Raw genomic sequence first — 24,332 nt, 5'->3', positions numbered from 1 at the left:
GTTCGCCTCCTCTAAGAAAGATATGTTTTAAAAGGTTATCCAAGATTAAAAAATTGCGTTTAAACCTATAAACTCTAACAAATTTTTTGAGTTAAAGAGAAAGATCAGTTGGAACAGTTTAATTTTATTCAGAATATTCGAGATTGGGCCGATCAGTACCCATGGCTGGAAATGTTATCTTCACTGAGTATTGTGATTTTACTGGCCATCCTTGCCAATGTGTTTGCCAAACAGATTGTCGTACGCGGTATTCGTCAACTGATTTCCAAAATGCCCTTTGCCAATAATCAGATTTTTGCTGAACATAGTGTGATTCGCCGGATTTCCAATATTGTTCCGGCAATCGTGATCATGAACGGGATTACCACTGTCCCGCATTTATCCGATAAGGTGCAAACCTTTGTGCAAATGGGTGCTCAGGCGTTTATTTTCCTGACCATTGCTCTGGCACTCGGTGAGTTACTGAATATCTTTAACCTGATTTATCAGCGTAATCCCAAGTCACGCAACAAGCCGATTAAAGGTTATTTACAGCTGGTCAAGCTGATCATCTTCATTGTTTGTGGCTTGATGATTTTAGGCACTTTCCTGAAAAAAGATGTATTCACCTTGCTCGCTGGCTTTGGTGCGATGGCCGCTGTCCTGATGCTGGTCTTTCAAAATACGATTCTGTCACTGGTGGCTTCGGTTCAGATTTCATCTTATGACATGGTACGTATTGGTGACTGGATTGAAATGCCGACCCTAAATGCCGATGGTGATGTCATTGATATGTCATTACATACAGTGACTGTGCAGAACTTTGACAAGACTGTGACCACGATTCCGACCAATAAACTGGTGACTGATACCTTTAAAAACTGGCGCGGCATGCAGGAAGCGGGTGCCCGCCGGATCAAACGTTCAATTCATATTGATCAAACCAGCGTACATTTCATGACAGCTGAAGAACAGAACAAACTGAAAAATTTCATCCTGCTAGATCAATATCTGAATACCAAATCAGAAGAGCTGGATAAATTTAACCAGCAGCTCCAGCATCATTCACAATACAACCAGCGCCGTCTGACCAATTTAGGAACGTTCCGCGCTTATCTGGAATTTTATCTGCAACAGCATCCTGGTATTGCCAAAGATTTCTCATTGATGGTACGTCAATTACAACCGACCAGCGAAGGTTTACCACTGGAAATTTATGCTTTCACCAATACGACGGTTTGGGCAGAGTATGAAAATATCCAGTCAGATATCATGGACCATATTCTGGCGATTATTCCGGAATTTGGATTGAAGGTGTATCAGGCGCCTTCTGGCAGTGATTTTAAAGAATCTTTTAACGCGAGTTCTTCATCTCCGATTATCATCTCCGATTATCACTTAAACTAACCTTTCAACTTAAGCCCGACATAATCTCTATTTCGGGCTTTTTTATTCAGTATTTAAAATGAATTCAGGCTCTTATTTTTAGTTTTCATATCAGCTGGCATAAATCTGGCATGAGTTTCTGCTCTGCAATCTAAAGTTTGATTTAGTTAGGGTCTGTTGACACTTACTGTTCATAATTAACCCTATAAAGGTAGCCATAAAAATATACAGGCTAAGGCAACAGAACTTTGATAATTTCTTTTGAGCTTGTCATATCGAGTAGCTATTCCTCTAAATTGCTTTAATCTACAAAACATATTTTCAACTAAATGCCTGATTTTATATAAATACCAGTCCATATGGTCATTGTTCGATTGGCTATTCGTTTTCTTTGGTATATTCGCTTTAGTCCCTGTTTTCCTGATCTGTTCACGCAGTGGTTCTGAATCATAGCCTTTATCTGCACATACCACTTTTGTCTCTTTTAAATCTAATGTTGATATTAAATCAGGCGCAACTTTAACATCATGTGTGGTTCCATCGGTAATCATGAAATCAATAGGATTGCCATGTGCATCAACAATCAAATGTATTTTTGAGGAGTTTCCTCCTGCACTTTTAGAAATAGATTGATTCGCTATGCCGGCAGAATGTTGATGAGCACGTACATGAGAGCCATCAATAAAAATCCACTCCATATCGGGGCATGAGGCTAGTCATTTGAATAATCTAAGTAACTTACCGCTGCTTGACCAACGATTAAAACGTTTGAAAATAGAGTTTGAATGACCAAAACAAGAAGGAATATCTCGCCACGGACAACCTGTCCTAATTCTATAGAGAATAGCTTCAATAAAATTGCGTAAATTTGATTTGTGGTGAATGGATAAATTACGCAGAATAACTTTCAACTTTTGCCAGTGTTGATCTGTCAGCATGGTACGAGGCATAGCGAATAGTAAAATTGGGTTTGGTGATTTGATTTTACTACTTCGCTATTTTTTTAAGCTAAAAGTGTCAACACACCCTAAACATTTGTGGCAATTTCACTCAAATTCAGACTTCAAAAAGCAGAATCCTTTATAATTTCCGCAAAGAAAATACATGATAAGAGTACGTGAATGTTTCGATGGCTTGAACGGCTGGTAGATCCCTATCCCACCAAAAACCTGAATCAACCTTTACCCACCAGGTTTTTCCCCTTTGTATGGCAGGCAGCTTATGGGGTACGCCGTTATTTGTTGATTCTAGTATTGTGTACCGCGGGTGCAGCCAGTTTTGAGGCTTTACTGTATTCAAAAATTGGCGATCTGGTGAACTGGTTGAGTCAAAGTCAGCCAGATACTTTTTTAGATCAACATGCCAGCAATCTAACCTTATTGAGTATTATCTTGCTGGCAAATATCCTGTTTGCCAGTGCTCAGTCCCTGATCAAGCATCAGATTTTATATAGTAATTTCCCGATGCGTCTGCGTTGGCGCTTCCATAATTTATTGCTCAAACAGAGTTTGGACTTCTTCCATAATGATTTTGCCGGACGTTTATCGGCCAAAGTCATGCAAACGGCGCTGGCGATCCGAGAATTCTGGGTCATTTTGGGCGATATGCTGGCCTATGTGCTGATTTATTTCGTCACGATTAATATTGTTTTGGGTGCTATTTCACCCTTACTCATCCTGCCGCTTATGGTCTGGCTATTCTTGTTTATTTGTGCCGCCTGCTATTTCATTCCAAGATTAAGCAAGATTTCATCCTTACAAGCGGATGCGCGTGCAGTCATGACCGGACGTGTGACTGATGCCTATACCAATATTCAGACCGTAAAACTCTTTGCGCATGCGGGTCGTGAAAGCCAGTATGCCAAATCCTCCATGCAGGAATTTATGGTTACGGTATATAAACAGATGCGGCTGGGCGCTCAATACGAAATCAGCATTCTGATGCTGAGCGTTGTGCTGTATGCAGGTGTGCTGGGAACTGCAATCTGGCTCTGGATGCAAGGTCAAGCGCAGCTCGGGATTATTGCAGCCACTACAGCGATGGTATTAAAGCTGAATAGTATTGCCGAGTTCATGATGTGGCAGACCTCTGCCCTGTTTGAAAATGTCGGTACCATTCAGGACGGGATGAAAACTCTAGGTCGTCGGATCAATATTCAAGACAAAGAAGATGCGAAAGAACTGGAGCTAAAACACGGTGAGATTAAATTCGATAATGTCACTTTTGCCTATAATGAAAAACCGGTCATTGACCAGTTTAATCTGACCATTCGCCCAGGTGAAAAAATCGGGATCGTGGGGCGTTCTGGAGCTGGTAAATCGACCCTGATTCAATTGCTATTGCATTTCTATCATCTGAATCAGGGCCGTATTCTGATTGATGATCAGGATATTGCCGATGTCACTCAGGACAGTTTGCGTAAAAATATTGCGCTGGTCACTCAGGATACGTCTTTGCTGCATCGTACCGTAGCTGAAAATATCAAATACGGTCGTCCGGATGCAACTGATGAAGAGATGTTTGAAGCTGTACGCAAGGCCAAAGCGGAAGAATTTATTCCGAATCTGACTGATTTGCGTGGCCGTAGAGGCTATGAAGCCTATGTGGGTGAACGTGGCGTGAAGCTTTCTGGTGGACAACGCCAACGTATTGCCATTTCCCGGGTATTCCTGAAAGATGCACCGATTCTGATTCTGGATGAAGCCACAAGTGCTCTGGATTCCGAGGTCGAAGCGGCTATTCAGAATAGTCTGGATGATTTGATGCAAGGTAAAACGGTTATTGCCATTGCGCATCGTCTTTCTACCATTGCGCAGATGGATCGTCTGATTGTGATGGATCAAGGTAAAATTGCCGAGCAAGGTACGCATGATGAACTGGTGGCCTTAAACGGGATCTATGCGCAGTTATGGCAGCGTCAAACCGGCGGTTTTTTGGTACAACAACATGCCAAATCTGACAGCTTGCATGAAGCATAATTGCTCTCTATTCAGTAGTAGCTAAGCTCTACAACAGAAACCGAAGCATTCTATTTGAGTCACTTGAATAGCCATGCTTCGGTTTGCTTTTATGGGAATATCAACTATTCCACAAGCATTTTTAAATTCCAGATTATTCAAAAAACAGCCCTATTCTGAATTAATAGAAATCTGTAGGCTTAAAATTAAATCCCTAAAATATCTCTGGTTTACATTGATTTCCAACTTTAAGTTGAGCTACTCTGCTTTAAGTTGATTAAAATCTGCTTGTGGAAATTGCCACAGCTTTGTCCAACAATTTTTATCAAGAAAATGGCTTTTTCATGCCAATATGAAGTGAAAATAAAAAAATTTGAATGAGTGCAACGGATCGCGCATGAAAACAATAGCTCCACGCCAAGACCAAGGTATTCCAGGTGTATACGGTCTCTTGCTTCTCGATGTCATTTCCCGCTGGGGGTATAATAATGAGTCGCTTTTTAAGCCTTTTGGCCTGACCAGTGAACAGTTGGCAGATCCTGATTACCGTATTCCGACCCCTGTGGCCAATGAACTGGTCAAGCATGCCCTGAAGCTCACTGGTGAACCGACACTGGGTTATCACTTAGGTACCCAGATGCGGATTTCGATTCATGGCTTTATCGGTTATGCCATCATGACGGCGAATAATATTACCGAAGCTCTGGTGCTAGCGAACCGATTCATTCAGTTACGTTTACCCTTCCTGCAGCTATTTTTCTCGACCTTTGGCGCTAAGGCAACCGTACAGTTGCAAACTGATATTCAGCTGGAACCGCTTCGCACCGAAATTTCAATTGCCCTGATGATTGGCCTGATCAGTATGGCCAAAGCCATTACCGGGGTTAACGATGCAACCGGTGAAATCGACTTTGATTTCAAAAAACCGGAAGGTTTTGAGCGCTTCATGGCGAAATTTCCTACGCATCAGTTCCGTTTTGAACAGCCGCATTTAATTTTAAGCTTTGATAAAAGCTACCTGATGAACAAGTTGGTACACGCTGATCCGATTGCTAGCCAGATTGCGATTAACCAGTGTGAAGCTGAATTATCGGCACTTGGTGAACGGCACCGGATTGCCATGCGGGTACGGGATATTCTGACTCATTCCGAACAGCATTATCTGAGTATTGAAAGCGTAGCTGAACGGCTGCATATGTCGGATCGAACCTTAAAGCGTCAGTTGGCCGCTGAAGGTACTTCTTTTTCGACGCTAGTGGATGAAGTGCGCTACCGGCATGCCACTTCCTTATTATCTCGTACAGACTTTACTCTGGAGCAGATCGCTGATGAACTTGGCTATAGTGATGTGGCCAATTTTAGTCGGGCGTTTAAGCGCTGGAGTGGTCGTAGCCCGAGCAACTGGCGTAAAGATCCTTATTTATAAGCACGGATAAACCTTTTGTTTTGGCCAAAAAGAATGTATAAAACATATCAAAAATGATCTTAAGATTTTTAGGGAGTTATCAATGAATCATCCTTCAGAATTAAAGTACGCAAGTACGCATGAATGGGTACGCATTGAGGGTGATCTTGTTGTGACCGGTATTTCCGACCATGCACAGGATGCATTAGGTGATCTGGTTTATGTAGAAGCACCAGATCTTGACTCACATATTACTGCGGGCGAACAGGCTGGCGTGGTTGAATCAGTGAAAACTGCTTCTGATATTCATGCACCTGTCTCTGGTACAGTGGTTGAAATCAATGCTGCGCTTGAAGATGATCCTGACTTCATTAATGATGACCCGTATGGCAAAGGCTGGATCTATAAAATCAAACCGGACAATATGGCAGATGTAGAAAAGCTATTGTCTAATACAGAATATGAAGCTGGCCTATAAGCTACTTTGATTTAGTATGGAAAAATAAGAATCAGCCTGCGGGCTGATTTTTTTACGCATTGAAAACTTCGTATTTAAAGCTCACCATCAAATACAATGTATTTATATCGGAATTTTATTGTATTTTTCACACATTTTTCTTAAAGTCTTTGCTGTACCTGCTATCACTCGCATCAGATAGCTCAGGCTGCTTTATAAAAATAATATTCATGCTCATCGCAGCATTTCCCTATAGATCAATTTAGGAAAATTATGAAATCCAATCTATTGCCTTTATGGACCAAGCCTTTTGTGCTGTGTCTGGCCAATAACCTGTTTTTATTTATTTTCTATTTTGCACAAACCACGATTTTACCGATTTATATCCTGAAAGAATTAGGTGGAAACTTAGCCCAAGCTGGTCTGGCCATGACCTTGTTCATGATTTCAGCGATTGCTGTACGACCATTTAGCGGCCTGATTATTGAGAAATTGGATATCCGTAAAACCTTGATTGTTTCTGGAATCTTTTTCAGTCTATTTTCCCTAGCCTACTTGCTTGCCGATCAGCTGACGACCTTATTTATCATCCGTTTTTTGCATGGGATCTGGTTTAGTATTTTGACTACCGTCTGTGTTCCTGTGGTGAATCAGTTTATTCCAGAGCAGCGTAAAGGCGAAGGCATGGGCTATTACGTTATGTCAGTCAATCTGGGTATTGTTCTAGGACCATTGATTGGCTTAAGTCTGATTGAATACTGGTCTTATTTTCAGATCACAACATTGCTGATTGCATTAGTTTTTATCGGATTTGCTTTCTGCTTAATGATTCCGGTCAAGGAGACTGAGAACATCATTCAAACTATTCCTGATAAAAAAGGACTGGTGTTTTCTGATGTTGTAGAAAAGAAAGCGCTGCCTGTTGCTGTTCTGGCTGCTCTGATTTCCTTCTCTTACGCCAGCATCATGTCTTTTATTGCGCCTTTTGCTGCCAGTAAAAATCTGATGGCTTATGCCAGTTTATTCTTTGTTGTATTTGCCATTTCCATGATGAGTTTGCGTCCAATTACCGGAAAAATTTATGATCGTAAAGGCCCACAATATGTAATTTATCCTGCGCTCTTAGTATTTAGTTTAGGACTTTTTTTACTCAGTCAGATTCAGACTTTGTGGGGATTCTTACTGGCTGCGGTATTGATTGGTGTCGGTTTTGGCAGCGCACAACCTTGCATTCAAACACTGGCCATTCAACGTGCACCGAAACACCGGATTGGTTATGCGACTTCGACCTTTTATACCTTCTATGATGTAGGAATTGCGGTCGGTTCGCTACTGATTGGGGCGCTTATTGCGACTTATAGTTATCAGTTCGCCTTTATTCTCTGTAGTTTACTCACCTTATGCAGTATTGTTTACTTTAAACTGGTCGTTCAAGTTAAGACTGCCTAATACAAGTTAATATCTAAATATAATAAAAAAACAGGCAGATGAACTGCCTGTTTTAATTCTGACACGAAGATGTATTTATTCAGATGCTGAAGTATTTTCCTGTTCTTTTTCTTCAGCTTTCGGTTCTTGCATCATCGTGAATTGTGTTGCTTCTCCAGCAGCAGGATTATCTTGGCGGTTGCTTTTCAGCTTGATCTGTAAACGTAATTCATTAGTCGAATCAGCATTACGCAATGCTTCCTCATAAGAAATCGCACCCTCGTTATACAGGTCAAATAAGGCCTGATCGAAAGTCTGCATGCCCAGTTCACGAGATTTGCCCATAATGGCTTTCAGCTCATGAAACTCACCTTTTAGAATCAGATCAGAAATCAAAGGTGTATTTAACATGATTTCAATTGCAGCCCGACGCCCTTTTCCATCCTGAGTACGAATCAGACGCTGGGAAATAATCGCCTTCATATTCGAAGATAAGTCCATCAATAACTGATTACGGCGTTCTTCCGGGAAGAAGTTAATAATCCGGTCCAAAGTCTGGTTGGCGTTATTGGAATGCAGTGTGCCCAGACATAAATGTCCGGTTTCAGCAAAGGCAATTGCGTGTTCCATGGTTTCGGTATCACGAATCTCACCAATCAGAATCACATCAGGTGCCTGACGCAAGGTATTTTTCAGCGCATTGTGCCAGGAATGACAATCTACCCCAACTTCACGGTGAGTAATCATAGATTTCTTGTGCTTATGCACATATTCCACTGGGTCTTCCACGGTAATGATATGCCCCGCCGAATTTTCATTACGGTAGTCGATCATCGCTGCCAGAGAGGTTGATTTACCTGAACCTGTTCCTCCCACAACCAGTACCAGACCGCGTTTTTCCATAATCACATGTTTCAATGATTCTGGTAATTTCAGTTTCTGGAAATTTGGAATTTCTGCCGTAATGGTCCGGATTACCATCCCGACCTGAAGCTGTTGTACGAAAACATTTACCCGGAAGCGCGATACGCCCGGCACGGTAATCGCGAAGTTACATTCCAGTTCAGCTTCAAACTCTTGACGCTGTTTTTCATTCATCAAGCTATAAGCAAACAGTTTGGTTTTTTCAGCAGTTAAGGTCTGTTGTCCAAAGGGCTTCATTAAGCCCTGATGTTTAATACTCGGTGGAAAATCTGCGGTAATAAATAAGTCTGAGCCCCCATATTCCACTACTTTGGTCAGCATGTGATGCATGAATTTTTTTGCTTCGTCCAACAGTTCTGCCGTGAACATTCTCTTCCCCTGGAAATACACAATTACATGAATTTAAATGCTTGATTCATGCCAATATCATTTGATTTTTATTGTGCAGCGTTTTTTTTAAAGCCTCAAATAGATTTGATTTATAAAGAAAATATTTTCGGAATATTATGTGATGAAGTTCAACAAAATATTAATTAAGTAGATATAAATTGCCTTTTAAAAACTATTGCATTTTAAAAGAATATTACGATGAAAAAGATCATATTCAGGATATAAATGCAGACAGGGTTAAATTAAATTCGTCAGGCAAGTAAGGATAGAATTGAATATCTAGATAGGTGGCTGAAAGCTGCCTTGCTTAAAAGCCACCATTAAAGAAGATTTATGACTCAGTTCTATTGAGCTGAATGGCAGTCTGTTTATTAAAAAGCAAAGATTAGTCAGGTGAAAGTGCACGCGATCTGGACTGTTCCAGAAGTGAAATCTGGGCATTTTCTACCTGTAAAACAGGATTGATACGACTGCTCTTCAGCTTGATTTGCAAACGTAATTCATTGCTGGAGTCTGCATTACGCAAGGCTTCTTCATAAGAAATAATGCCTTGGTTATATAAATCAAATAATGCCTGATCAAAGGTTTGCATGCCCAGTTCCCGCGAACGAGCCATAATCGTTTTAAGTTCATGGAATTCACCTTTACGAATCAGGTCAGAAACTAAAGGGGTATTTTGCAGAATTTCTACCGCAGCCCGACGACCTTTACCATCTTGAGTGCGAATTAGCCGCTGAGAAATCACGGCTTTGATATTAGCTGATAAATCTAGCAGTAGCTGATTACGGCGTTCTTCTGGGAAGAAGTTAACAATCCGGTCCAGTGCCTGATCGGCATTATTGGAATGGAGTGTTGCAAGGCATAAATGGCCGGATTCAGCAAAGGCAATTGCATGTTCCATACTGTCTGTATCCCGGATTTCACCAATCACGATAACGTCAGGTGCCTGCCGCATGGTATTAATCAGTGCATTGTGCCAGGAAACGCAATCTACACCAATTTCCCGCTGGGTGATCATCAACTTTTTATACTGATAGACATATTCCACCGGGTCTTCTATCGTAATAATATGCCCTTCAGTATGCGTATTACGATAATCAATCATAGCTGCTAATGTAGTCGATTTTCCGACACCCGTTGCACCAACTACCAGCACCAGACCACGTTTCTGCATAATGACCTGTTGCAATGAATCCGGTAAGCCTAACTGTACAAAGCTTGGAATATCTGTCGTAATGACCCGAATCACCATGCCTACATTATGCTGTTGCTGGAAGACATTAACCCGGAAACGCGACACATTCGGGATGCTTATACTAAAATTGCATTCCATCACCGATTCAAATTCCTGAATCTGTCGCTCATTCATCAAGGCATAAGTAAACAAACGGGTCTTATCGGCTGTAAGTTTCTGCTGGCCAAACGGTTTCATTAACCCCTGCTGTTTGATACTGGGCGGGAAATCAGCTGTGATAAAAAGATCGGAACCACCATATTCCACGACTTTGGTCAGCATATGGTGCATAAATTTACGTGCTTCATCGAGCAATTCAGTTGTATACATAGCAAGCTTCCTGGGATCATTACTCATCCGCTGTTTAAAAACAGTGTCAGGCTGACCTCTAATAAGTTATTGTTATTGTTTATTTTTTAAATTAATTATTTTTTAATCAATTTTTAAAATCGTTTTAATACTCATTGTTTTAATTTTCAAAATATCGAATTGTTGCTTTCAGCATTTAGAAAAATACTTCTGAACAACCATATCCGATCATAATATCTTTCCTCAACAAATTGAGGAAAGATAAGATCGTGAGTTTAAGCGCTACGCTTTAAACTTTCGCATCGCAGTGAATCAGCCATATTTAACAATAATTGCTCGGTTTTTGTCCAGCCCAGACATCCATCAGTCACTGACTGGCCGTAAACCATATCTTCAGAGATTTTCTGATTGCCATCGACCAGATGACTTTCGAGCATTACACCCCGCACATTGCTGTGCAAACGTTCAGCGACGATCTGCTCCAGCACTTTAGGTTGTAGCATTGGGTTTTTTGAACTATTGCCATGACTGCAATCAATAACCAGGGCCGGCAAATCGGTTGAGTGTTTCGCTTTAATTTTTTCAATTTCAGACAACTGGTAGTTCGGACCACTATTTGAACCACGCAGGATCAAATGTGCTTTTGGATTCCCTTTTGAGCTCAGGATACACGGCAGACCCGATTGGCTCATGCCCATGAACTGCTGTGGATTGGAAGCTGACTGAATAGCATCAAGAGCAATTTGAATCGAACCATCTGTCCCATTTTTGAAACCGATGCTGTACGGCATATGGCTGGAAATTTCACGGTGAATTTGTGATTCACTGGTACGTGCACCAATTGCGCCCCAGGCCAATAGGTCATCGAAATACGCGGTTGCCATTGGACTTAAGATCTCTGAGGCAATCGGCAGACCCATGCTAATCAGTTTTAGGTACAGTGCACGAGATTTTTCCAGACCCAATTGCATATTGGATGAGCCATCGAGTTCTGGGTCATACAGGAAGCCTTTCCAGCCTACAGTAGTACGTGGTTTTTCAATATAAGCCCGCATAACCAGGAAAATTTGATCAGAAACCTGTTCCTGAAGTTGTTTTAATTTTTCTGCATATTCAAGTGCGGAAGCTTCATCATGAATGGAACATGGTCCGGTAATCACCATTAAACGGTGATCTTTACCCTCTAAAATATTTTGAATAATTTGACGCTGTTCAGCGACTTGTGCAGCCAATTGCGGAGACAGTGGCAATTGCTGCTTAAGCTGCTGTGGCAAAGCTAAAATGGTTTCTGTTTGATGTTGTTGTGATGTATTTGCAATATTCATGACTTTAAATCCTGGGACTGGCAATCAGTCCAAACTTTTATTTGAGCGTTATGGGTCTAATCGAAGATGTCGAAAGCGTCATTAGCTGGCTAAAGTAAGACCAATAAAAGTTGCTAAAGTATGAATAGTTAAAGTTTGTCATGGCTGTCTCCAAAAAATTGTTAAATCACATGCATAAAAAAACCTGATCAGGGTTGCCGATCAGGTATTAACTGGTGGGCAACCTTTTCATTGCCCAAACGCATTCAGGCAATTATTTAAACTGCCAGAAATAAAAATAAGCGTTTGAAATGATAGGTTGCTTTAACATGTTTATGTCTTTCATAAAAATGTGAATCTGAAATTAAAATACGCGCTCTATCCAGTTTTGACAAGTAGTAAATATAAAAAAAAATATTTATCAGTATTTGTATTTTACTTATCGCCCTAGAATTCTAGCCTTTCAGTGATTAATTTTCAGATATTAATAATGAACAAAGTCGTGAAAGTCAGCGGACTTTGCCCATTTCCTTAAAACCAAGAGCATATTAGATCTTGGTTTTGGCATTTGCAATTAACGGGTTACGCGATTCCATGCATCACGTACTGCAAATTTTGCCTGTTCCCAGTTCAAACGTGACTGGCCTTTTGCTTGCTCCCATTTTACTTTCAGATCGCTTTCTACGTCTTCAAAACGGGTATTAGCATCATATGCCCCACGGTTTTCATAACCGACACGATAGGCCGCATTATAGTCACGATCGTAATCTAAATCGCTATATGTGGTACGGGCATCTGAATAATAAGGGGTTTCAACAGCATTATCTCGCCAGAAAGCTGCTTCTTCAGTCGGGTTCACAGCTTCGCCTACGCCTTTACCTGCGAGACCACCGACCACTGCCCCAACAACACCGCCTACCGCTGCACCGACCGGACCGCCTGCTGCACCGACCGCTGCACCTGCCGCTGCGCCACCTGCAGCACCAACACCTGTACCCACAGGATGAGCACCAGGTTCACCAGTAATTGGATCAGCATTTAAATCATCGCGGACATCTTTAGGCGCATTCTTAATTACATCACGATCAAAATTATCATTCGACATAGAGCTTATCCTTATTCTTTAAAATGGTTTTATCACGTATTTTCATACGTCCTATTTAATATAAGCATCTGGCATGTAATGACATTAGCAGGCGTGTGTTGTTTCAGTGACTCTCTGTGAGGCTTTCATGCACTAATGTATCCTGAATCAAGTGAAAGCCGCATAAAAAAGACCGGATTGGTACCGGTCTTTTTTAGATTAAAACAGCTTAGTCAAAATGAATGACTGTACGGATTGACTTACCTTCGTGCATCAGATCAAAGGCTTCATTGATCTGTTCTAATGGCATCGTATGTGTCACAAATGGTTTTAATTGAATTTCGCCTTTCATGGCCTGCTCAACCATGCTCGGTAATTGAGAACGGCCCTTAACACCACCAAATGCCGTACCCATCCATTTACGGCCTGTGACTAGCTGGAATGGACGAGTCGAGATTTCTTTACCTGCACCTGCTACGCCAATAATCACAGACTGACCCCAACCGCGATGCGCACATTCTAGTGCTGAACGCATTACGTCGACATTACCAATACATTCAAAAGAGTGGTCTACGCCCCAACCGGTCATTTCCACAATCACTTGCTGAATTGGCTTGTCATAGTCTTTCGGATTCACAAAATCAGTAGCACCAAACTGTTTAGCCAGTTCGAATTTATCTTGATTGGTATCCACGGCAATAATACGACCTGCCTTAGCCTGACGAGCACCTTGTACAACTGCAAGTCCAATACCGCCTAAGCCAAATACAGCAACACTATCGCCTTCCTGCACTTTAGCAGTGTTATGTACTGCACCAATACCTGTAGTCACGCCACAGCCCAATAAACACACTTGCTCATGGTTAGCTTCAGGGTTAATTTTCGCCAGAGAAACTTCTGCAACGACTGTATATTCAGAGAACGTTGAACAGCCCATATAATGATAAATTGGCTGGCCATTATAAGAAAAACGGGTAGTTCCATCTGGCATTACACCTTTACCCTGAGTCGCACGAACCGCTACACACAGGTTGGTCTTACCCGATTTACAGAACAGACATTCACCACATTCTGCTGTGTAAAGTGGAATCACATGATCACCCGGTTTCAGACTCGTTACGCCTTCACCTACCTCAACGACCACACCCGCACCTTCGTGGCCTAAAATTGCTGGAAATACGCCTTCCGGGTCATCACCATACAAGGTAAATGCATCGGTATGACATACGCCAGTATGGCTAATTTTTACCAGTACTTCACCTGCTTTTGGTGGAGCAACATCTACTTCCACAATTTCTAATGGCTGACCTGGGCCAAATGCAACCGCTGCACGTGATTTCATGTAAAACAATCCTTTTATTACTGATTTACAGATGGTTAACAGTAACCTCTTTTTATTCGGAGATTCAACCATTAACATCACTAGTTGAGGAATAAAACCCCTATAACAAATGGAACATCAATGACTAAGCCCTCGTCAATTACATGTTTAAGTATTTTTGTTTTTAGCCTGACTATTTCTGGCTGTGAATTAGCTCCCAATACAGCAAAAGAAGAAGCTATTACTCCCGTACAATCGGCCCACTGGATTAGAGAGGAACAGCTACCACAAATTCAGGAAGGTAAAACGGCTTATCTGCCTTTATATGATGGTTTTATGAGTATGGCGGCAAGGTTATATCTGATCAATCAGGCCAAATACCATCTCGACCTGCAATATTACATCTGGAAAGATGACTATATTGGCAACATGATTCTCTCCCAATTATTAAAAGCCGCTGATCGAGGCGTGAAGGTTCGGGTTCAGATTGATGACCAGAACGGAACTCAACTGGATGATAAGCTGCTGGCCTTAGCCCAACACCCTAATTTCGAAGTCAGACTATTTAATCCTTATAAATTCCGTCAATTGCGTGCCCTTGATTACGGATTCCGTATGAAATATGTTAATCCGCGCATGCATAATAAACTGATTATTGCAGATGGTACGGCAGCGGTCACAGGTGGTCGGAATATCAGTAGTGAATATTTTGATGCCAGTGAAGACTTTCAGTTTAGCGATGTTGATATTTTCTTTGCCGGAAAACCAGCACACGATGCGAATCAGACCTTTATCAAATTCTGGAACGATGATCTAAGCTATGACATCCGACAAGTTCTAAATGATTCAGGCAATCCACAACTTTTAAAACGGCTGCGAACCGAATTTAAAGAAGATGAAGTCGATAAAAATGAGTTGAAACGTCGAGTTGGTATTGCGGAACAGCAGATTGATGAGCAGCTGAGAAAGCGCCCGATTAAATGGGGAAATGCCTATTTTGTTGCCGATGCCCCTTCCAAGACCCGTCGTAGCGCCCAGAATGGTGATTATATTTATACTCATATGCTGGAACTTATGGGTGAGCCCAAAGACCATCTGGAACTGGTTTCTTCTTATTTCATTCCTACTCAGGAAGGTGCGGATTATTTAAGTAAACGTGCCCAACAAGGTGTCAAAATCAGAATTTTAACCAATTCTTTCCAGGCAAATGATGTAGCTTTGGTCCACGCCTATTATCAGCAATACCGTAAACAGCTCCTCACAAATGGAATTGAGCTCTGGGAATTTAAACCCTATATTGAACGACCAAAACGGACCTGGTATGAAATTATGACCGGTAATATTATTCCGGCCAAAAATAAGAACAGCTCCAGTTTGCATGCCAAATTCTTTGATCTGGATGGCATGGTATTTATTGGTTCCTTTAACTTCGATCCACGTTCTGCCTATTTAAACACTGAAGTCGGTCTGGTGATTGAATCTGATCAGCTCCAAGATGAAATTACCAAGTCCTTAAACCAGTATTTACCCAGAATAGCTTATCAACTTAAGTTAAATAAACAGGGCGAGATCATTTGGCTGGAACATCAAAAAAATGGTTCAGTGATTCAGCATAATCATGACCCTGAAACAACACAATTCCAGCGTTATATGATGAATCTGGTGACAAAATTCCCGGGAGAATGGTTAATGTAATGACAGATACATTGCGATCAAATCACATTTAGTGTGGTTTTTCCTTAATTGATAGTTGGCTTTAGATATTTTAGATCTTTATTGGTAATAAGCTGAACAATATAAAATTGACTAAATCTCTAAATCGAGTTTTTCTACTTATATTTTTCAGCTTATTTCTTATACATTAATCAGATCAATGCTGACAAAGGTTTTACCTATTCCGTTGATTGCTCTAGAATTACACTTTTCTAGTATTTTGCGAATTTTCGCTTTCCACTCCCATGCAATTTTTTGATTTAAGCCGCCAGTTTAAACTCAGTGATATTCTCACCCCTGTTAAGACCTTGCAGGATCTGTCTCAACAAGAATGGTTTTTAGCCAAAGTACGGGTTGAACATGATTGCCTGTCTGATTCAGACTTGGTCGAAGGTCAGGTCGTACTTAAATCTAATCAGAATATCCAGATCGAACTGGAATGGTTGATTCAGGATAACGGTTATGAATTACAGGTGTTATTTAAAGGTGTTGAAACCGAAGCTTCTGAAGAAACGCTGGTGATGGTTAAAGGTGCACAACTGGTCGATGAACAACAGCAACTGATTTCTGCACAGGCTTTAAGTTTATGGATTGACGGGACATTACTTCCAATGTTGCCAAATATTCGCAAGGAAATTAAAGCGCGCTTAAACCTGTGGGATTATGTGGAATATGATAGTTAATTCATTTTTCCATTTTCCATTTCTAAAATTTAAAAGAGCCATATCGGCTCTTTTTGTTCATAGGAAATTTATTTCTTATTTTTAATTGGTTAAATTGCCTTGACCTGAATATTTTTATGGCAATGCCTATTTTAGACATACAGATTAAGCTTGATTAAAATAATAAAGAGAAAACATCATGATTTCCCCTTCTGAATGGCAAAATATCCGTCAGGTAGTTGCTAATGCACAGCGTGCAGCAATGTATTGTTCGATCGCAACCGTCAATCCCCAAGGTTTTCCTAGTATCACTCCGATCGGAACTGTCTTCCTGGATCAGCAGTCTAATACAGGTTTCTTTTTTGATATCTACTCCACCACCTTCTCTGAAAATTTACAGCATCAGCCACTTGCATGCATTCAAGCTGTGAATAGCAGCAAACTTTTCTGGTTAAGCTCCATGTTTAAGGGAAAATTTAAGCATTATCCCGGTGTACGTCTATATGCAGAAATTGGCTCTTTACGTCCTGCTACAGCGGAAGAGATTGAGAAAGTTGAATCTCGTATTTTAGCTTTAAAATGGAGTAAAGGGAGCAAACTGATCTGGTCCAGCTTTCATCATGTGCGGGATATTAAAGTTAAGGATTATCGCTGGGTCGAATATCCCAATATGCAGGTAGAAAATATTTAAAAACTTTCTAAAAGTAAGTTTATTTCAAAAATATACTTAAAATTTATATTTATTCATAACTCAAATTAGACCGACATGCTCGAACATCATCCGATAACTGTTTGCTTTCTTATCTAGAGCCAAAGGATAAGCTCGGGATGAAGACGGCATCCGGTATAAATACAGCTCACGTCCAAGAAAATGTGCCTGAGTGGGCTCGCCTATACTTGGTTTCAACGTACCTTCAGGCATCGATAGCATCAGGGTATCTGTAGCCTTGTCGCCTGTGGTCATGATGTGGTTGCAGTCTGGCATTTTCCCGAATAGATCCTGCAAATTGGTTGGTACTACAATTTCCAGAAATTTATCGGAAGCATTTCCCTTCAGGCGTCGGATCTGATAAGCACTGTCAAAAATCGCAATCCCCGTTTCAGTTAGAAACTCACGGATTAGATGTTCCTGAAATTTTTTATTGGGTAAGTCCAAAAAGTAATCTTTATTTTTAAAGAAAATTAACCCAAATATCCGCCACATATCATTTTGGTAATTCGGATAATAAAAATTCATTTTCCAGCGCGTTGCGGGTGGTGGAAAGCTGCCCAACATCAGTAATTTGGCATTGGGCGGTAAAAATGGCGGTAATGGATGGGTTTCAATATCCAACATAAACTGTTCCAGATTCAGGTATTTCAGTTATTTTAGAATGCCTGACGGATCTTACTAGCAACTTCTTGTCCCCAAAGTGTATAAACTTCCTTACTTGGATGAAATCCATCTTGGGCCATTTGTAAATTCATGGCACGATATTTTTCAATATCGTATTCAATCCATTGCATGTTTTTCTGTTTGTTCACAAATTTTTCCAGTTGCTGGTTCATGTGTTTGGCATATTGACCAAATAACCAGGCCAGAGGATTCGGTAAAGCCGGGAACATATTCATCGGAGGAACACCGGCTGCAATGACCAGTTTTGGATTAAACTTTTGCTGGATTTTGCTATAAAACTGTTCCTGCTTCTTGATCCAGACATCGGCAGGCATGAGTTTAGTTACATCATTCACGCCGACTGAAGTCACGACCACATCATAGGATTTAGCTTCAATCTGATCTAAAGTATGAATGACTTTTGAGGTGGTATCGCCTGTTTTTGCCTGCAACTTCCATTCAATTTCAAAGTCATTTTTTAGCTCATTCAGAATCGCGCCGAGTAAGGCATCATCCTGATGATCTACGCCCACGCCTGCTGCTGCTGAATCACCTACAATCAGTAATGAAAGTTTTTTTCCTGTTCCTGTTTGCCCTTCACGTGCACCTTCTGGTTCTGGAAGTTTTATCGTATTTTTTTTGACACGGTTACCCTGAATTATGAGCGCGGGAATTAAGGCGATAGTGGCAGCTTTGAGCAACATAATGGACTAATTTATATAAAGATATGATTGATTTTACTGCAATTTATGGATTACGAGTAATACCTCAGCAGTCATTTTTAATGAATATTCACGTAACTTAGAATTTTGTCCGTACATTGCTTTCTAATATTTGTATATAAAATTTTTACTTAACGAGTAGATTAAAAAATTAAAAAATCCCGCCATTTAGCGGGATTTTTTTTAATGTAGCTGATCTATCAAACTTTATGATCATTCCAGCGGTTCATGCGCTTGAAAGTTCCGATATCATTAAAGCGTACACCCACTTCTTTCATGACTTTATGCGCCGTTTTAGAGGTCAACTGACGTATATAAAAGGGTTCTTTGACCACAAAATGATGGATCGCATGAGTTGAACCGAAATTACAGCAAAATAACTGGAATGGCACCATCCACCATGGATTCAGTACCTGAGTCTGCTTGATGACATCGCGTGGATCAATATCACCATAATAATGCATATTGGAGCTAACGAATTGCAGGCTAAAAGAACGGATAAAATTCGGAATGATCCAAATTACTGCCAAGAAATTCACGAGCGGCATAGCTTCGATGATACTTTCCGACCAAAGCATTTCATAACCAAAGATTGGTGCAACAGCATTGCCTACATGAAAAACTACAAATAAATAGCACAGACTATAATAAATCATGCTTAATGGCAAGAAGCCCAAGAGCTGAGAAATCATTGCAACTTTACGTTCTTTTTCAGGTTGTTTCTCCATAAAAAGATGAATCATTTTAAACATCTGAAAAGGACGCAAATACACTGACATCAACTGGTCACTGATCACTAGTATGCGGCGAATCCCCCATGGCATACCATTACTGATGCCACGTTCTTCTAGGTCATGTTCAGTGCCTGAATATTTATGATGGTGCAAATGTAAACGACGACGTGCCCATGGACTAATCGTATTTGGACGTGCCAGCCAGACCAGTGCCAGCATCAAATGATGTGCCCAAGGTGTTTTTTTGAAATACATATAATGAATCAGGTCATGTTCCAATTCATGTGTCAGTGAAGCAAAAATTGCAATCAATGGAATGGTGAACCACGCCGAAAGATAACCATATCCATATGCCAATGCGCATGCGATCATCCCCGTCCAGGCAAAACCTAAAATACTCGCACCAATAAAATTCTGATGTTTGAGTATAGGATAACGGGTACGTATTTCTTCCCCGGCCTGTGTAACGATATTTCTGACCTTAGAGATTCGCTGTTGGTCAGTCATATCCGAAGATGCAGACATATGGACAACCTTTAATTTCTGAACAATTGTACATTAAAGGAATTTATAAAAAAGAGAAGTTATCTTTCCACTTTCGCAGCGAGTATGTCCAAGTTTTGGGCAGTTTTAGTAATTTTTTTAAGATCAAGAATAAAGCAGAAAAATAAGGAGATATTTTCTATAAAATTTATCGTCTAAAAATTCTTTTCTAAAAAATTTAATTATCTCTATTCTGATAAAATTTTTATTTTTATATAGAAATAAAATTTATTCATCATCAAAGTGTTAATGACTTTTAGGGATTTAACTAAACATCTTAATAATTTATAACGCCTTTAAATCCGATACCAGAATTATCCAACCTACTTTTATCCAAATTTTTAAATACTAAAAATTAAAAAAGCCCCTGATGGAGCTTTTTTGAATTGAAGTTTTAACCTAATTTATTGACTAATTTTAGCGGTAATACTTTCATTGCCAAACCGAGTGGCAACCAAGGCCACTTCGGTACATAAGCCTTGACTGGCGCTTTTTCAATTTCTTCTGCCAATAGACGTGAACCCGTTTTCTCATCCACTTCAAACGGTAATTTTTTCGCGCCTTCATTGATTTCAGTACGAATATAGCCTGGGAAAATGGTCGTAACTTTAATTGGTGTATCAATTAGCTCAGCACGAATGCCTTCAGCCAGATGTGCAACCCCTGCCTTACTTGCGCCATAAGCGGTCAAGTGTTTTGGCATACCACGCATTGCGCTCATCGATGAAATCATCACCAAATGACCGCAGTTTTGTGCGCGGAAAATTTCCACTGCAGCTTCACATTGTGCCAATGCAGAAATAAAGTTAGTTTCAACAGTAGCTTTATTGATTGCAAAATTACCTTTACCAATCCGGCGGCCTTCACCTACACCGGCATTGACAATAATCCGGTCAATGGTGCCAAAGTCTTCTTTAAAGGCACGGAAAACCTCAAAAACCTGATCATAATTGGTCACATCCAGTGTTTTGGCAATGACTTTAATATCATATCGGCTTTCGAGTTCCTGCTTCAAAGTTTCCAAACGTTCCAGACGACGTGCACAAATCGCCAGGTTATACCCTTTTTTTGCAAATTCACGTGCCATACCGGCACCAATCCCTGAACTTGCACCAGTAATTAAAATCGTTTTAGCCATATTTTTACCCTATCCCTTTATTTTTTTCTAAGGTGTTTTCTCTTCAAAAATTTTTAAATCCAGGTTAGCAGGTCTGGACGTTGTGCTTTAATAAAATGATGTTCATTCAAGCTGAGTAGCTGGGGTTCATTTCCGACCAGACGTAATGTAGTAATGCTGGTATTGGTAATTGCCCAGTTTAAAGCGAAAGTTTTCTCTGGACTCAGACCCAGGATTTTGCCTACCGCGACAGAGATGACACCACCCGAGGTATACACGACTGCATAGCGCGGTTTAGTTTGCGCAAGCTGGTCACATAAATTTTGCAAACCGGTTTCTACACGGCTTTTAAAATTGGGCCAGGATTCATCATATTCGTGGTGATAATCATCACAGGTCCATCGAGCAATCGCTCCACTAAAGATTTTGCTCAAATAGTCTCGCGGATTGGCATGTTCTGAGACATCCTGCTTCAGCAGTTCTGGCTGATTAAAACGCGGTTCATAACGGGCAAAGACCTGCTGATGATTAAACTCATTCCAGGCACTATCGGTCAAAATCTCGATTTCAGGAAAACATTCTTCTAGAGATAACTGCGCCGTTTGTTGATGACGTTGCATAGAACCAGCCACTACATACGGTGCTTCTTTCAGAATTTCATCAAAATAACGACCGAGCAATTTTGCCTGTAGTTCCCCATTTGGCGAAAGCTGATCATAACTGGCTGCCCCGAAAGATGCCTGTCCATGCCGGATCAAGTAAATGGTGGTCATTTTTGCATTAACTCTTTAAATTTCAGGATATATTTTTGTGCAATGTCATTGGCTTCAAGCTTTTGTAGACCAATCAGTTTTAATGCACGGATATGCAAGGCATGAATCACTACCCAAAAATCCTTAAAGGCCGGATTGTTGGTTTGTTTGTGGTAATAACGGTAATAGATCTGCTGAGCAATCACTGAGAGACGGAAAATCCCAAACACCTCATAGAATGTCCAGTTTTCCGGTTGCAGACCGGTTTTCTCCAGATAGTAATCCACCACTTCTTTACGGGTAAACATACCTTTTAAATTGGTGGGCTGACGACGTGTTGCTTTAAAAATGGCATTGTCCGTATCTTCTACCCAATAAGCCAAGGCAGAACCCAAGTCCATCAGCGGATCACCCAGAGTGGCCATTTCCCAGTCCAGCACCCCAATAACTTCAGTTGGATTTTCTGGATCCAAAATGACATTATCAAAACGCCAGTCATTGTGAATGACACAGGTTTTAGAATCAGATGGAATATTATCTTTCAGCCAGTTACGCACGTATTTAAAAGATGGAACATTTAATGTTTTGGCTTTTTCGTAACGTGCATCCCAGCCTTCTACCTGACGACGGCAATAGCCTTCACCTTTACCTAACTTTTCCAGTTCTGTACCAGTGTAAGGAACTTGGTGTAGTTCGATCAGCTTATCAATCACATTAATACATAGAGTCTGGATATCTGGTTCAGTCAGTTGTAATTCAGGCGGCAGCTTGGCACGCGGAATAATACCTTCAATGCGTTTCATCACATAAAAATCACAGCCAATGACTGATTCATCCTGACAAAGTGCCACCATTTCAGGTACGACTGGATAGTGTTCAGCCAAAGCTTTTTGTACATGATATTCACGTGCCATGTCATGCGCAGATTTAGCTTTAGTCCCTTGAGGCGGACGACGTAGAATCAAATCGGCATTGGCATATTGCAAACGATAAGTCCAGTTTGAAGCTCCACCGGAATATTGAGTAAGCTCTAAAGGACCTTCTACATTTACTCCTTGTTGATTTAACCAATCTGTGATGGCCTGTACATCCAGTTCCTCACCTTCACGAACTGACCCACCTACATCAATGACCGCCATAATTTTTCCTTAAAATCTTCTAATACGTTTCAATGTTCTGTATATAAAGCCAGCTTATTTTTTACGACGTGTGTTATAACCACGTTTTGCCAGTTCCAGCTTGGCAATCATACCTTTATGCACTTCATCCGGACCATCAGCCAGACGTAAGGCACGGGCTTGGGCAAAGAATCCGGTCAGCGGTGTATCACGAGAAACACCCGCACCACCGTGGATCTGAATCGCCATATCCACAACTTTCTCCAGTACACTTGGCGCAACGACTTTAATTGCAGAAATTTCAGTCAGTGCTGCCATATTCCCTAAAGTATCCATTTTATAGGCAGCACACAAGGTTAATAATCGAGCCTGATCAATGGCAACGCGAGCTTCTGCGACACGTTCCAGGTTACCACCCAGTTTTAAAATCTCTTTACCAAATGCGGTACGGCTCATGCCCCGGTCAATCATAAGTTCTAATGATTTTTCAGCAGCACCGATGCAACGCATACAATGGTGAATACGGCCTGGCCCTAAACGCCCTTGGGCAATTTCAAAGCCTTGACCTGCACCCCCAATAAAATTCGAAACTGGAACACGAACATTATCGAAGCTGACTTCGCCGTGGCCATGTGGTGCATCATAATCACCAAAGACTGGAAGCATCCGTTCAATTTTCACGCCTGCAGTATCGACTGGAACTAAAACCATGGAATGCTGATGATGACGATCTTTGGATTCATCCGGTGTATGTGCCATAAAGATGATGATTTTGGCATTTGGATCACCCAAACCCGAAGACCACCATTTACGACCATTCAAAACAATTTCATCACCTTCAACTACTGCCGTCGCCTGCATATTGGTAGCATCGCTTGAAGCCACAGCAGGTTCAGTCATACAGAACACTGAACGGATTTTCCCTTCCAGAAGTGGCATCAACCATTGCTGTTTTTGTTCTTCAGAACCATAGCGCCACAATACTTCCATATTACCACTATCTGGCGCATTACAGTTAAAGACGGTAGGTGCAATCAGGCTTCGTCCAGAAAGTTCAGCGATATGTGCATATTCCTGAACGGATAATCCCTGACCTAATTCTGGACAAGGCAAAAACATATTCCAAAGACCTGCCGCTTTGGCTTTATCTTTCAATATTTCAAGCTCTGCCGGCCATTGCCATTTGGTCCAGTCGCCACCTTGATTCAGTTGATGCACCTGATGCCAGAAACCAGCCTCGACAGGTTCAATTTCATCAGTAATAAACTTTTTTGTTCTATTTAAATAATCCTGTGCTCGTACAGACAACTCAAACATTGCTTTATCCCTCTGAATATTCTAATTCATACGCTTTACAACACCTTAACCCAAAATATATTATGAATAAAATGATTTAATTCCATATAGCAGTATGCATA

20 protein-coding genes and 1 pseudogene are annotated in these 24,332 nt (G+C 40.9%); 8 read left to right on the top strand and 13 right to left on the bottom strand.

The genetic code is table 11. The features are described from left to right. Window positions 1-108: 108 nt before the first annotated feature. On the top strand, window positions 109-1,386 hold the full coding sequence (locus C3F22_RS06140; protein WP_104426086.1) for a mechanosensitive ion channel family protein: 1,278 nt from the start codon (window positions 109-111) through the stop codon (window positions 1,384-1,386). 163 nt (window positions 1,387-1,549) lie between these two features. Here C3F22_RS06140 and C3F22_RS06135 read toward each other — a convergent pair. Then, window positions 1,550-2,315, bottom strand: a pseudogene (locus C3F22_RS06135) (IS5-like element ISAba31 family transposase). A gap of 171 nt (window positions 2,316-2,486) precedes the next feature. Here C3F22_RS06135 and C3F22_RS06130 point away from each other — a divergent pair. The 4 genes from C3F22_RS06130 (at window position 2,487) to C3F22_RS06115 (ending at window position 7,633) form a co-directional block, all read left to right on the top strand. Beyond that, complete coding sequence (locus tag C3F22_RS06130) at window positions 2,487-4,343, top strand: ABC transporter ATP-binding protein (protein WP_104426085.1); 1,857 nt, start codon at window positions 2,487-2,489, stop codon at window positions 4,341-4,343. A gap of 376 nt (window positions 4,344-4,719) precedes the next feature. Further along, a complete protein-coding gene (locus C3F22_RS06125) occupies window positions 4,720-5,748 on the top strand; it encodes an AraC family transcriptional regulator (RefSeq protein ID WP_104426084.1) in 1,029 nt (342 codons plus the stop codon). Between the two features lie 82 nt (window positions 5,749-5,830). Further along, entirely contained in the window at window positions 5,831-6,205 is a 375-nt protein-coding gene (gcvH, locus tag C3F22_RS06120) for a glycine cleavage system protein GcvH (protein WP_104426083.1), read from the top strand. A 252-nt stretch (window positions 6,206-6,457) separates the two neighbouring features. After that, entirely contained in the window at window positions 6,458-7,633 is a 1,176-nt protein-coding gene (locus tag C3F22_RS06115) for an MFS transporter (RefSeq protein WP_104426082.1), read from the top strand. A 75-nt stretch (window positions 7,634-7,708) separates the two neighbouring features. Here C3F22_RS06115 and C3F22_RS06110 read toward each other — a convergent pair whose 3' ends face one another. The 5 genes from C3F22_RS06110 to C3F22_RS06090 all read right to left on the bottom strand — a co-directional run bounded on the left by C3F22_RS06110 (window position 7,709) and on the right by C3F22_RS06090 (window position 14,199). Next, on the bottom strand, window positions 7,709-8,905 hold the full coding sequence (locus C3F22_RS06110; RefSeq protein WP_104426081.1) for a PilT/PilU family type 4a pilus ATPase: 1,197 nt from the start codon (window positions 8,903-8,905) through the stop codon (window positions 7,709-7,711). Between the two features lie 406 nt (window positions 8,906-9,311). Beyond that, window positions 9,312-10,490, bottom strand: coding sequence for a PilT/PilU family type 4a pilus ATPase (locus C3F22_RS06105; protein WP_104426080.1), 1,179 nt, complete (start codon window positions 10,488-10,490; stop codon window positions 9,312-9,314). Window positions 10,491-10,744: 254 nt separating this feature from the next. Beyond that, a complete protein-coding gene (locus C3F22_RS06100; RefSeq protein WP_104426079.1) occupies window positions 10,745-11,794 on the bottom strand; it encodes a 3-deoxy-7-phosphoheptulonate synthase in 1,050 nt (349 codons plus the stop codon). Between the two features lie 553 nt (window positions 11,795-12,347). Beyond that, the gene (locus C3F22_RS06095; RefSeq protein WP_104426078.1) at window positions 12,348-12,878 is read right to left on the bottom strand and encodes a hypothetical protein; all 531 of its coding nucleotides are present in this window, start codon (window positions 12,876-12,878) and stop codon (window positions 12,348-12,350) included. Window positions 12,879-13,086: 208 nt separating this feature from the next. After that, entirely contained in the window at window positions 13,087-14,199 is a 1,113-nt protein-coding gene (locus tag C3F22_RS06090; protein WP_104426077.1) for an S-(hydroxymethyl)glutathione dehydrogenase/class III alcohol dehydrogenase, read from the bottom strand. Window positions 14,200-14,319: 120 nt separating this feature from the next. On the opposite strand from C3F22_RS06090, the gene C3F22_RS06085 reads away from it, so the two are divergent. The 3 genes from C3F22_RS06085 to C3F22_RS06075 all read left to right on the top strand — a co-directional run bounded on the left by C3F22_RS06085 (window position 14,320) and on the right by C3F22_RS06075 (window position 17,244). Continuing rightward, the gene (locus tag C3F22_RS06085; RefSeq protein WP_104426076.1) at window positions 14,320-15,873 is read left to right on the top strand and encodes a phospholipase D family protein; all 1,554 of its coding nucleotides are present in this window, start codon (window positions 14,320-14,322) and stop codon (window positions 15,871-15,873) included. 263 nt (window positions 15,874-16,136) lie between these two features. After that, window positions 16,137-16,574: a hypothetical protein gene (locus tag C3F22_RS06080; RefSeq protein WP_104426075.1), complete on the top strand. Its 438-nt coding sequence runs from the start codon at window positions 16,137-16,139 to the stop codon at window positions 16,572-16,574. Window positions 16,575-16,752: 178 nt separating this feature from the next. Continuing rightward, window positions 16,753-17,244 carry a pyridoxamine 5'-phosphate oxidase family protein gene (locus C3F22_RS06075; RefSeq protein WP_034171361.1) on the top strand — a complete coding sequence of 164 codons (492 nt, stop codon included), beginning with the start codon at window positions 16,753-16,755 and terminating at the stop codon, window positions 17,242-17,244. Between the two features lie 60 nt (window positions 17,245-17,304). Here C3F22_RS06075 and C3F22_RS06070 read toward each other — a convergent pair whose 3' ends face one another. The 7 genes from C3F22_RS06070 to C3F22_RS06040 form a co-directional block, all read right to left on the bottom strand. Beyond that, window positions 17,305-17,889, bottom strand: a complete 585-nt coding sequence (locus C3F22_RS06070) for a uracil-DNA glycosylase family protein (RefSeq protein ID WP_104426074.1) — start codon at window positions 17,887-17,889, stop codon at window positions 17,305-17,307. 32 nt (window positions 17,890-17,921) lie between these two features. Further along, on the bottom strand, window positions 17,922-18,632 hold the full coding sequence (locus C3F22_RS06065; RefSeq protein ID WP_005235857.1) for an SGNH/GDSL hydrolase family protein: 711 nt from the start codon (window positions 18,630-18,632) through the stop codon (window positions 17,922-17,924). A 218-nt stretch (window positions 18,633-18,850) separates the two neighbouring features. Next, window positions 18,851-19,909 carry a fatty acid desaturase gene (locus C3F22_RS06060; protein ID WP_104426073.1) on the bottom strand — a complete coding sequence of 353 codons (1,059 nt, stop codon included), beginning with the start codon at window positions 19,907-19,909 and terminating at the stop codon, window positions 18,851-18,853. A gap of 412 nt (window positions 19,910-20,321) precedes the next feature. After that, on the bottom strand, window positions 20,322-21,065 hold the full coding sequence (locus C3F22_RS06055) for an SDR family oxidoreductase (RefSeq protein WP_104426072.1): 744 nt from the start codon (window positions 21,063-21,065) through the stop codon (window positions 20,322-20,324). 53 nt (window positions 21,066-21,118) lie between these two features. Beyond that, entirely contained in the window at window positions 21,119-21,817 is a 699-nt protein-coding gene (locus C3F22_RS06050; RefSeq protein WP_104426071.1) for a histidine phosphatase family protein, read from the bottom strand. Next, window positions 21,814-22,935 carry a phosphotransferase family protein gene (locus tag C3F22_RS06045; RefSeq protein WP_034171364.1) on the bottom strand — a complete coding sequence of 374 codons (1,122 nt, stop codon included), beginning with the start codon at window positions 22,933-22,935 and terminating at the stop codon, window positions 21,814-21,816. The genes C3F22_RS06050 and C3F22_RS06045 overlap by 4 nt, the downstream gene beginning before the upstream one ends. Before the next feature lie 54 nt (window positions 22,936-22,989). Continuing rightward, a complete protein-coding gene (locus C3F22_RS06040) occupies window positions 22,990-24,231 on the bottom strand; it encodes an acyl-CoA dehydrogenase family protein (RefSeq protein ID WP_104426070.1) in 1,242 nt (413 codons plus the stop codon). Between the last annotated feature and the right edge of the window lie 101 nt (window positions 24,232-24,332).

This window comes from Acinetobacter sp. ACNIH1, from assembly GCF_002934695.1.
In the GTDB taxonomy this organism is placed as follows: domain Bacteria; phylum Pseudomonadota; class Gammaproteobacteria; order Pseudomonadales; family Moraxellaceae; genus Acinetobacter; species Acinetobacter variabilis.
Note: the sequence above shows the minus strand (reverse complement) of the source record. Positions and strands in the feature narration are given on the sequence as shown.

Bases quoted from the DNA above. Each gene is read 5' to 3' on its own strand.
- C3F22_RS06130 (WP_104426085.1), top strand. From the start codon at position 2,487: ATGTTTCGATGGCTTGAACGGCTGGTAGATCCCTATCCCACCAAAAAC.
- C3F22_RS06125 (WP_104426084.1), top strand. From the start codon at position 4,720: ATGAAAACAATAGCTCCACGCCAAGACCAAGGTATTCCAGGTGTATAC.
- gcvH (WP_104426083.1), top strand. From the start codon at position 5,831: ATGAATCATCCTTCAGAATTAAAGTACGCAAGTACGCATGAATGGGTA.
- C3F22_RS06115 (WP_104426082.1), top strand. From the start codon at position 6,458: ATGAAATCCAATCTATTGCCTTTATGGACCAAGCCTTTTGTGCTGTGT.
- C3F22_RS06110 (WP_104426081.1), bottom strand. From the start codon at position 8,905: ATGTTCACGGCAGAACTGTTGGACGAAGCAAAAAAATTCATGCATCAC.
- C3F22_RS06105 (WP_104426080.1), bottom strand. From the start codon at position 10,490: ATGTATACAACTGAATTGCTCGATGAAGCACGTAAATTTATGCACCAT.
- C3F22_RS06100 (WP_104426079.1), bottom strand. From the start codon at position 11,794: ATGAATATTGCAAATACATCACAACAACATCAAACAGAAACCATTTTA.
- C3F22_RS06095 (WP_104426078.1), bottom strand. From the start codon at position 12,878: ATGTCGAATGATAATTTTGATCGTGATGTAATTAAGAATGCGCCTAAA.
- C3F22_RS06090 (WP_104426077.1), bottom strand. From the start codon at position 14,199: ATGAAATCACGTGCAGCGGTTGCATTTGGCCCAGGTCAGCCATTAGAA.
- C3F22_RS06085 (WP_104426076.1), top strand. From the start codon at position 14,320: ATGACTAAGCCCTCGTCAATTACATGTTTAAGTATTTTTGTTTTTAGC.
- C3F22_RS06080 (WP_104426075.1), top strand. From the start codon at position 16,137: ATGCAATTTTTTGATTTAAGCCGCCAGTTTAAACTCAGTGATATTCTC.
- C3F22_RS06075 (WP_034171361.1), top strand. From the start codon at position 16,753: ATGATTTCCCCTTCTGAATGGCAAAATATCCGTCAGGTAGTTGCTAAT.
- C3F22_RS06070 (WP_104426074.1), bottom strand. From the start codon at position 17,889: ATGTTGGATATTGAAACCCATCCATTACCGCCATTTTTACCGCCCAAT.
- C3F22_RS06065 (WP_005235857.1), bottom strand. From the start codon at position 18,632: ATGTTGCTCAAAGCTGCCACTATCGCCTTAATTCCCGCGCTCATAATT.
- C3F22_RS06060 (WP_104426073.1), bottom strand. From the start codon at position 19,909: ATGTCTGCATCTTCGGATATGACTGACCAACAGCGAATCTCTAAGGTC.
- C3F22_RS06055 (WP_104426072.1), bottom strand. From the start codon at position 21,065: ATGGCTAAAACGATTTTAATTACTGGTGCAAGTTCAGGGATTGGTGCC.
- C3F22_RS06050 (WP_104426071.1), bottom strand. From the start codon at position 21,817: ATGACCACCATTTACTTGATCCGGCATGGACAGGCATCTTTCGGGGCA.
- C3F22_RS06045 (WP_034171364.1), bottom strand. From the start codon at position 22,935: ATGGCGGTCATTGATGTAGGTGGGTCAGTTCGTGAAGGTGAGGAACTG.
- C3F22_RS06040 (WP_104426070.1), bottom strand. From the start codon at position 24,231: ATGTTTGAGTTGTCTGTACGAGCACAGGATTATTTAAATAGAACAAAA.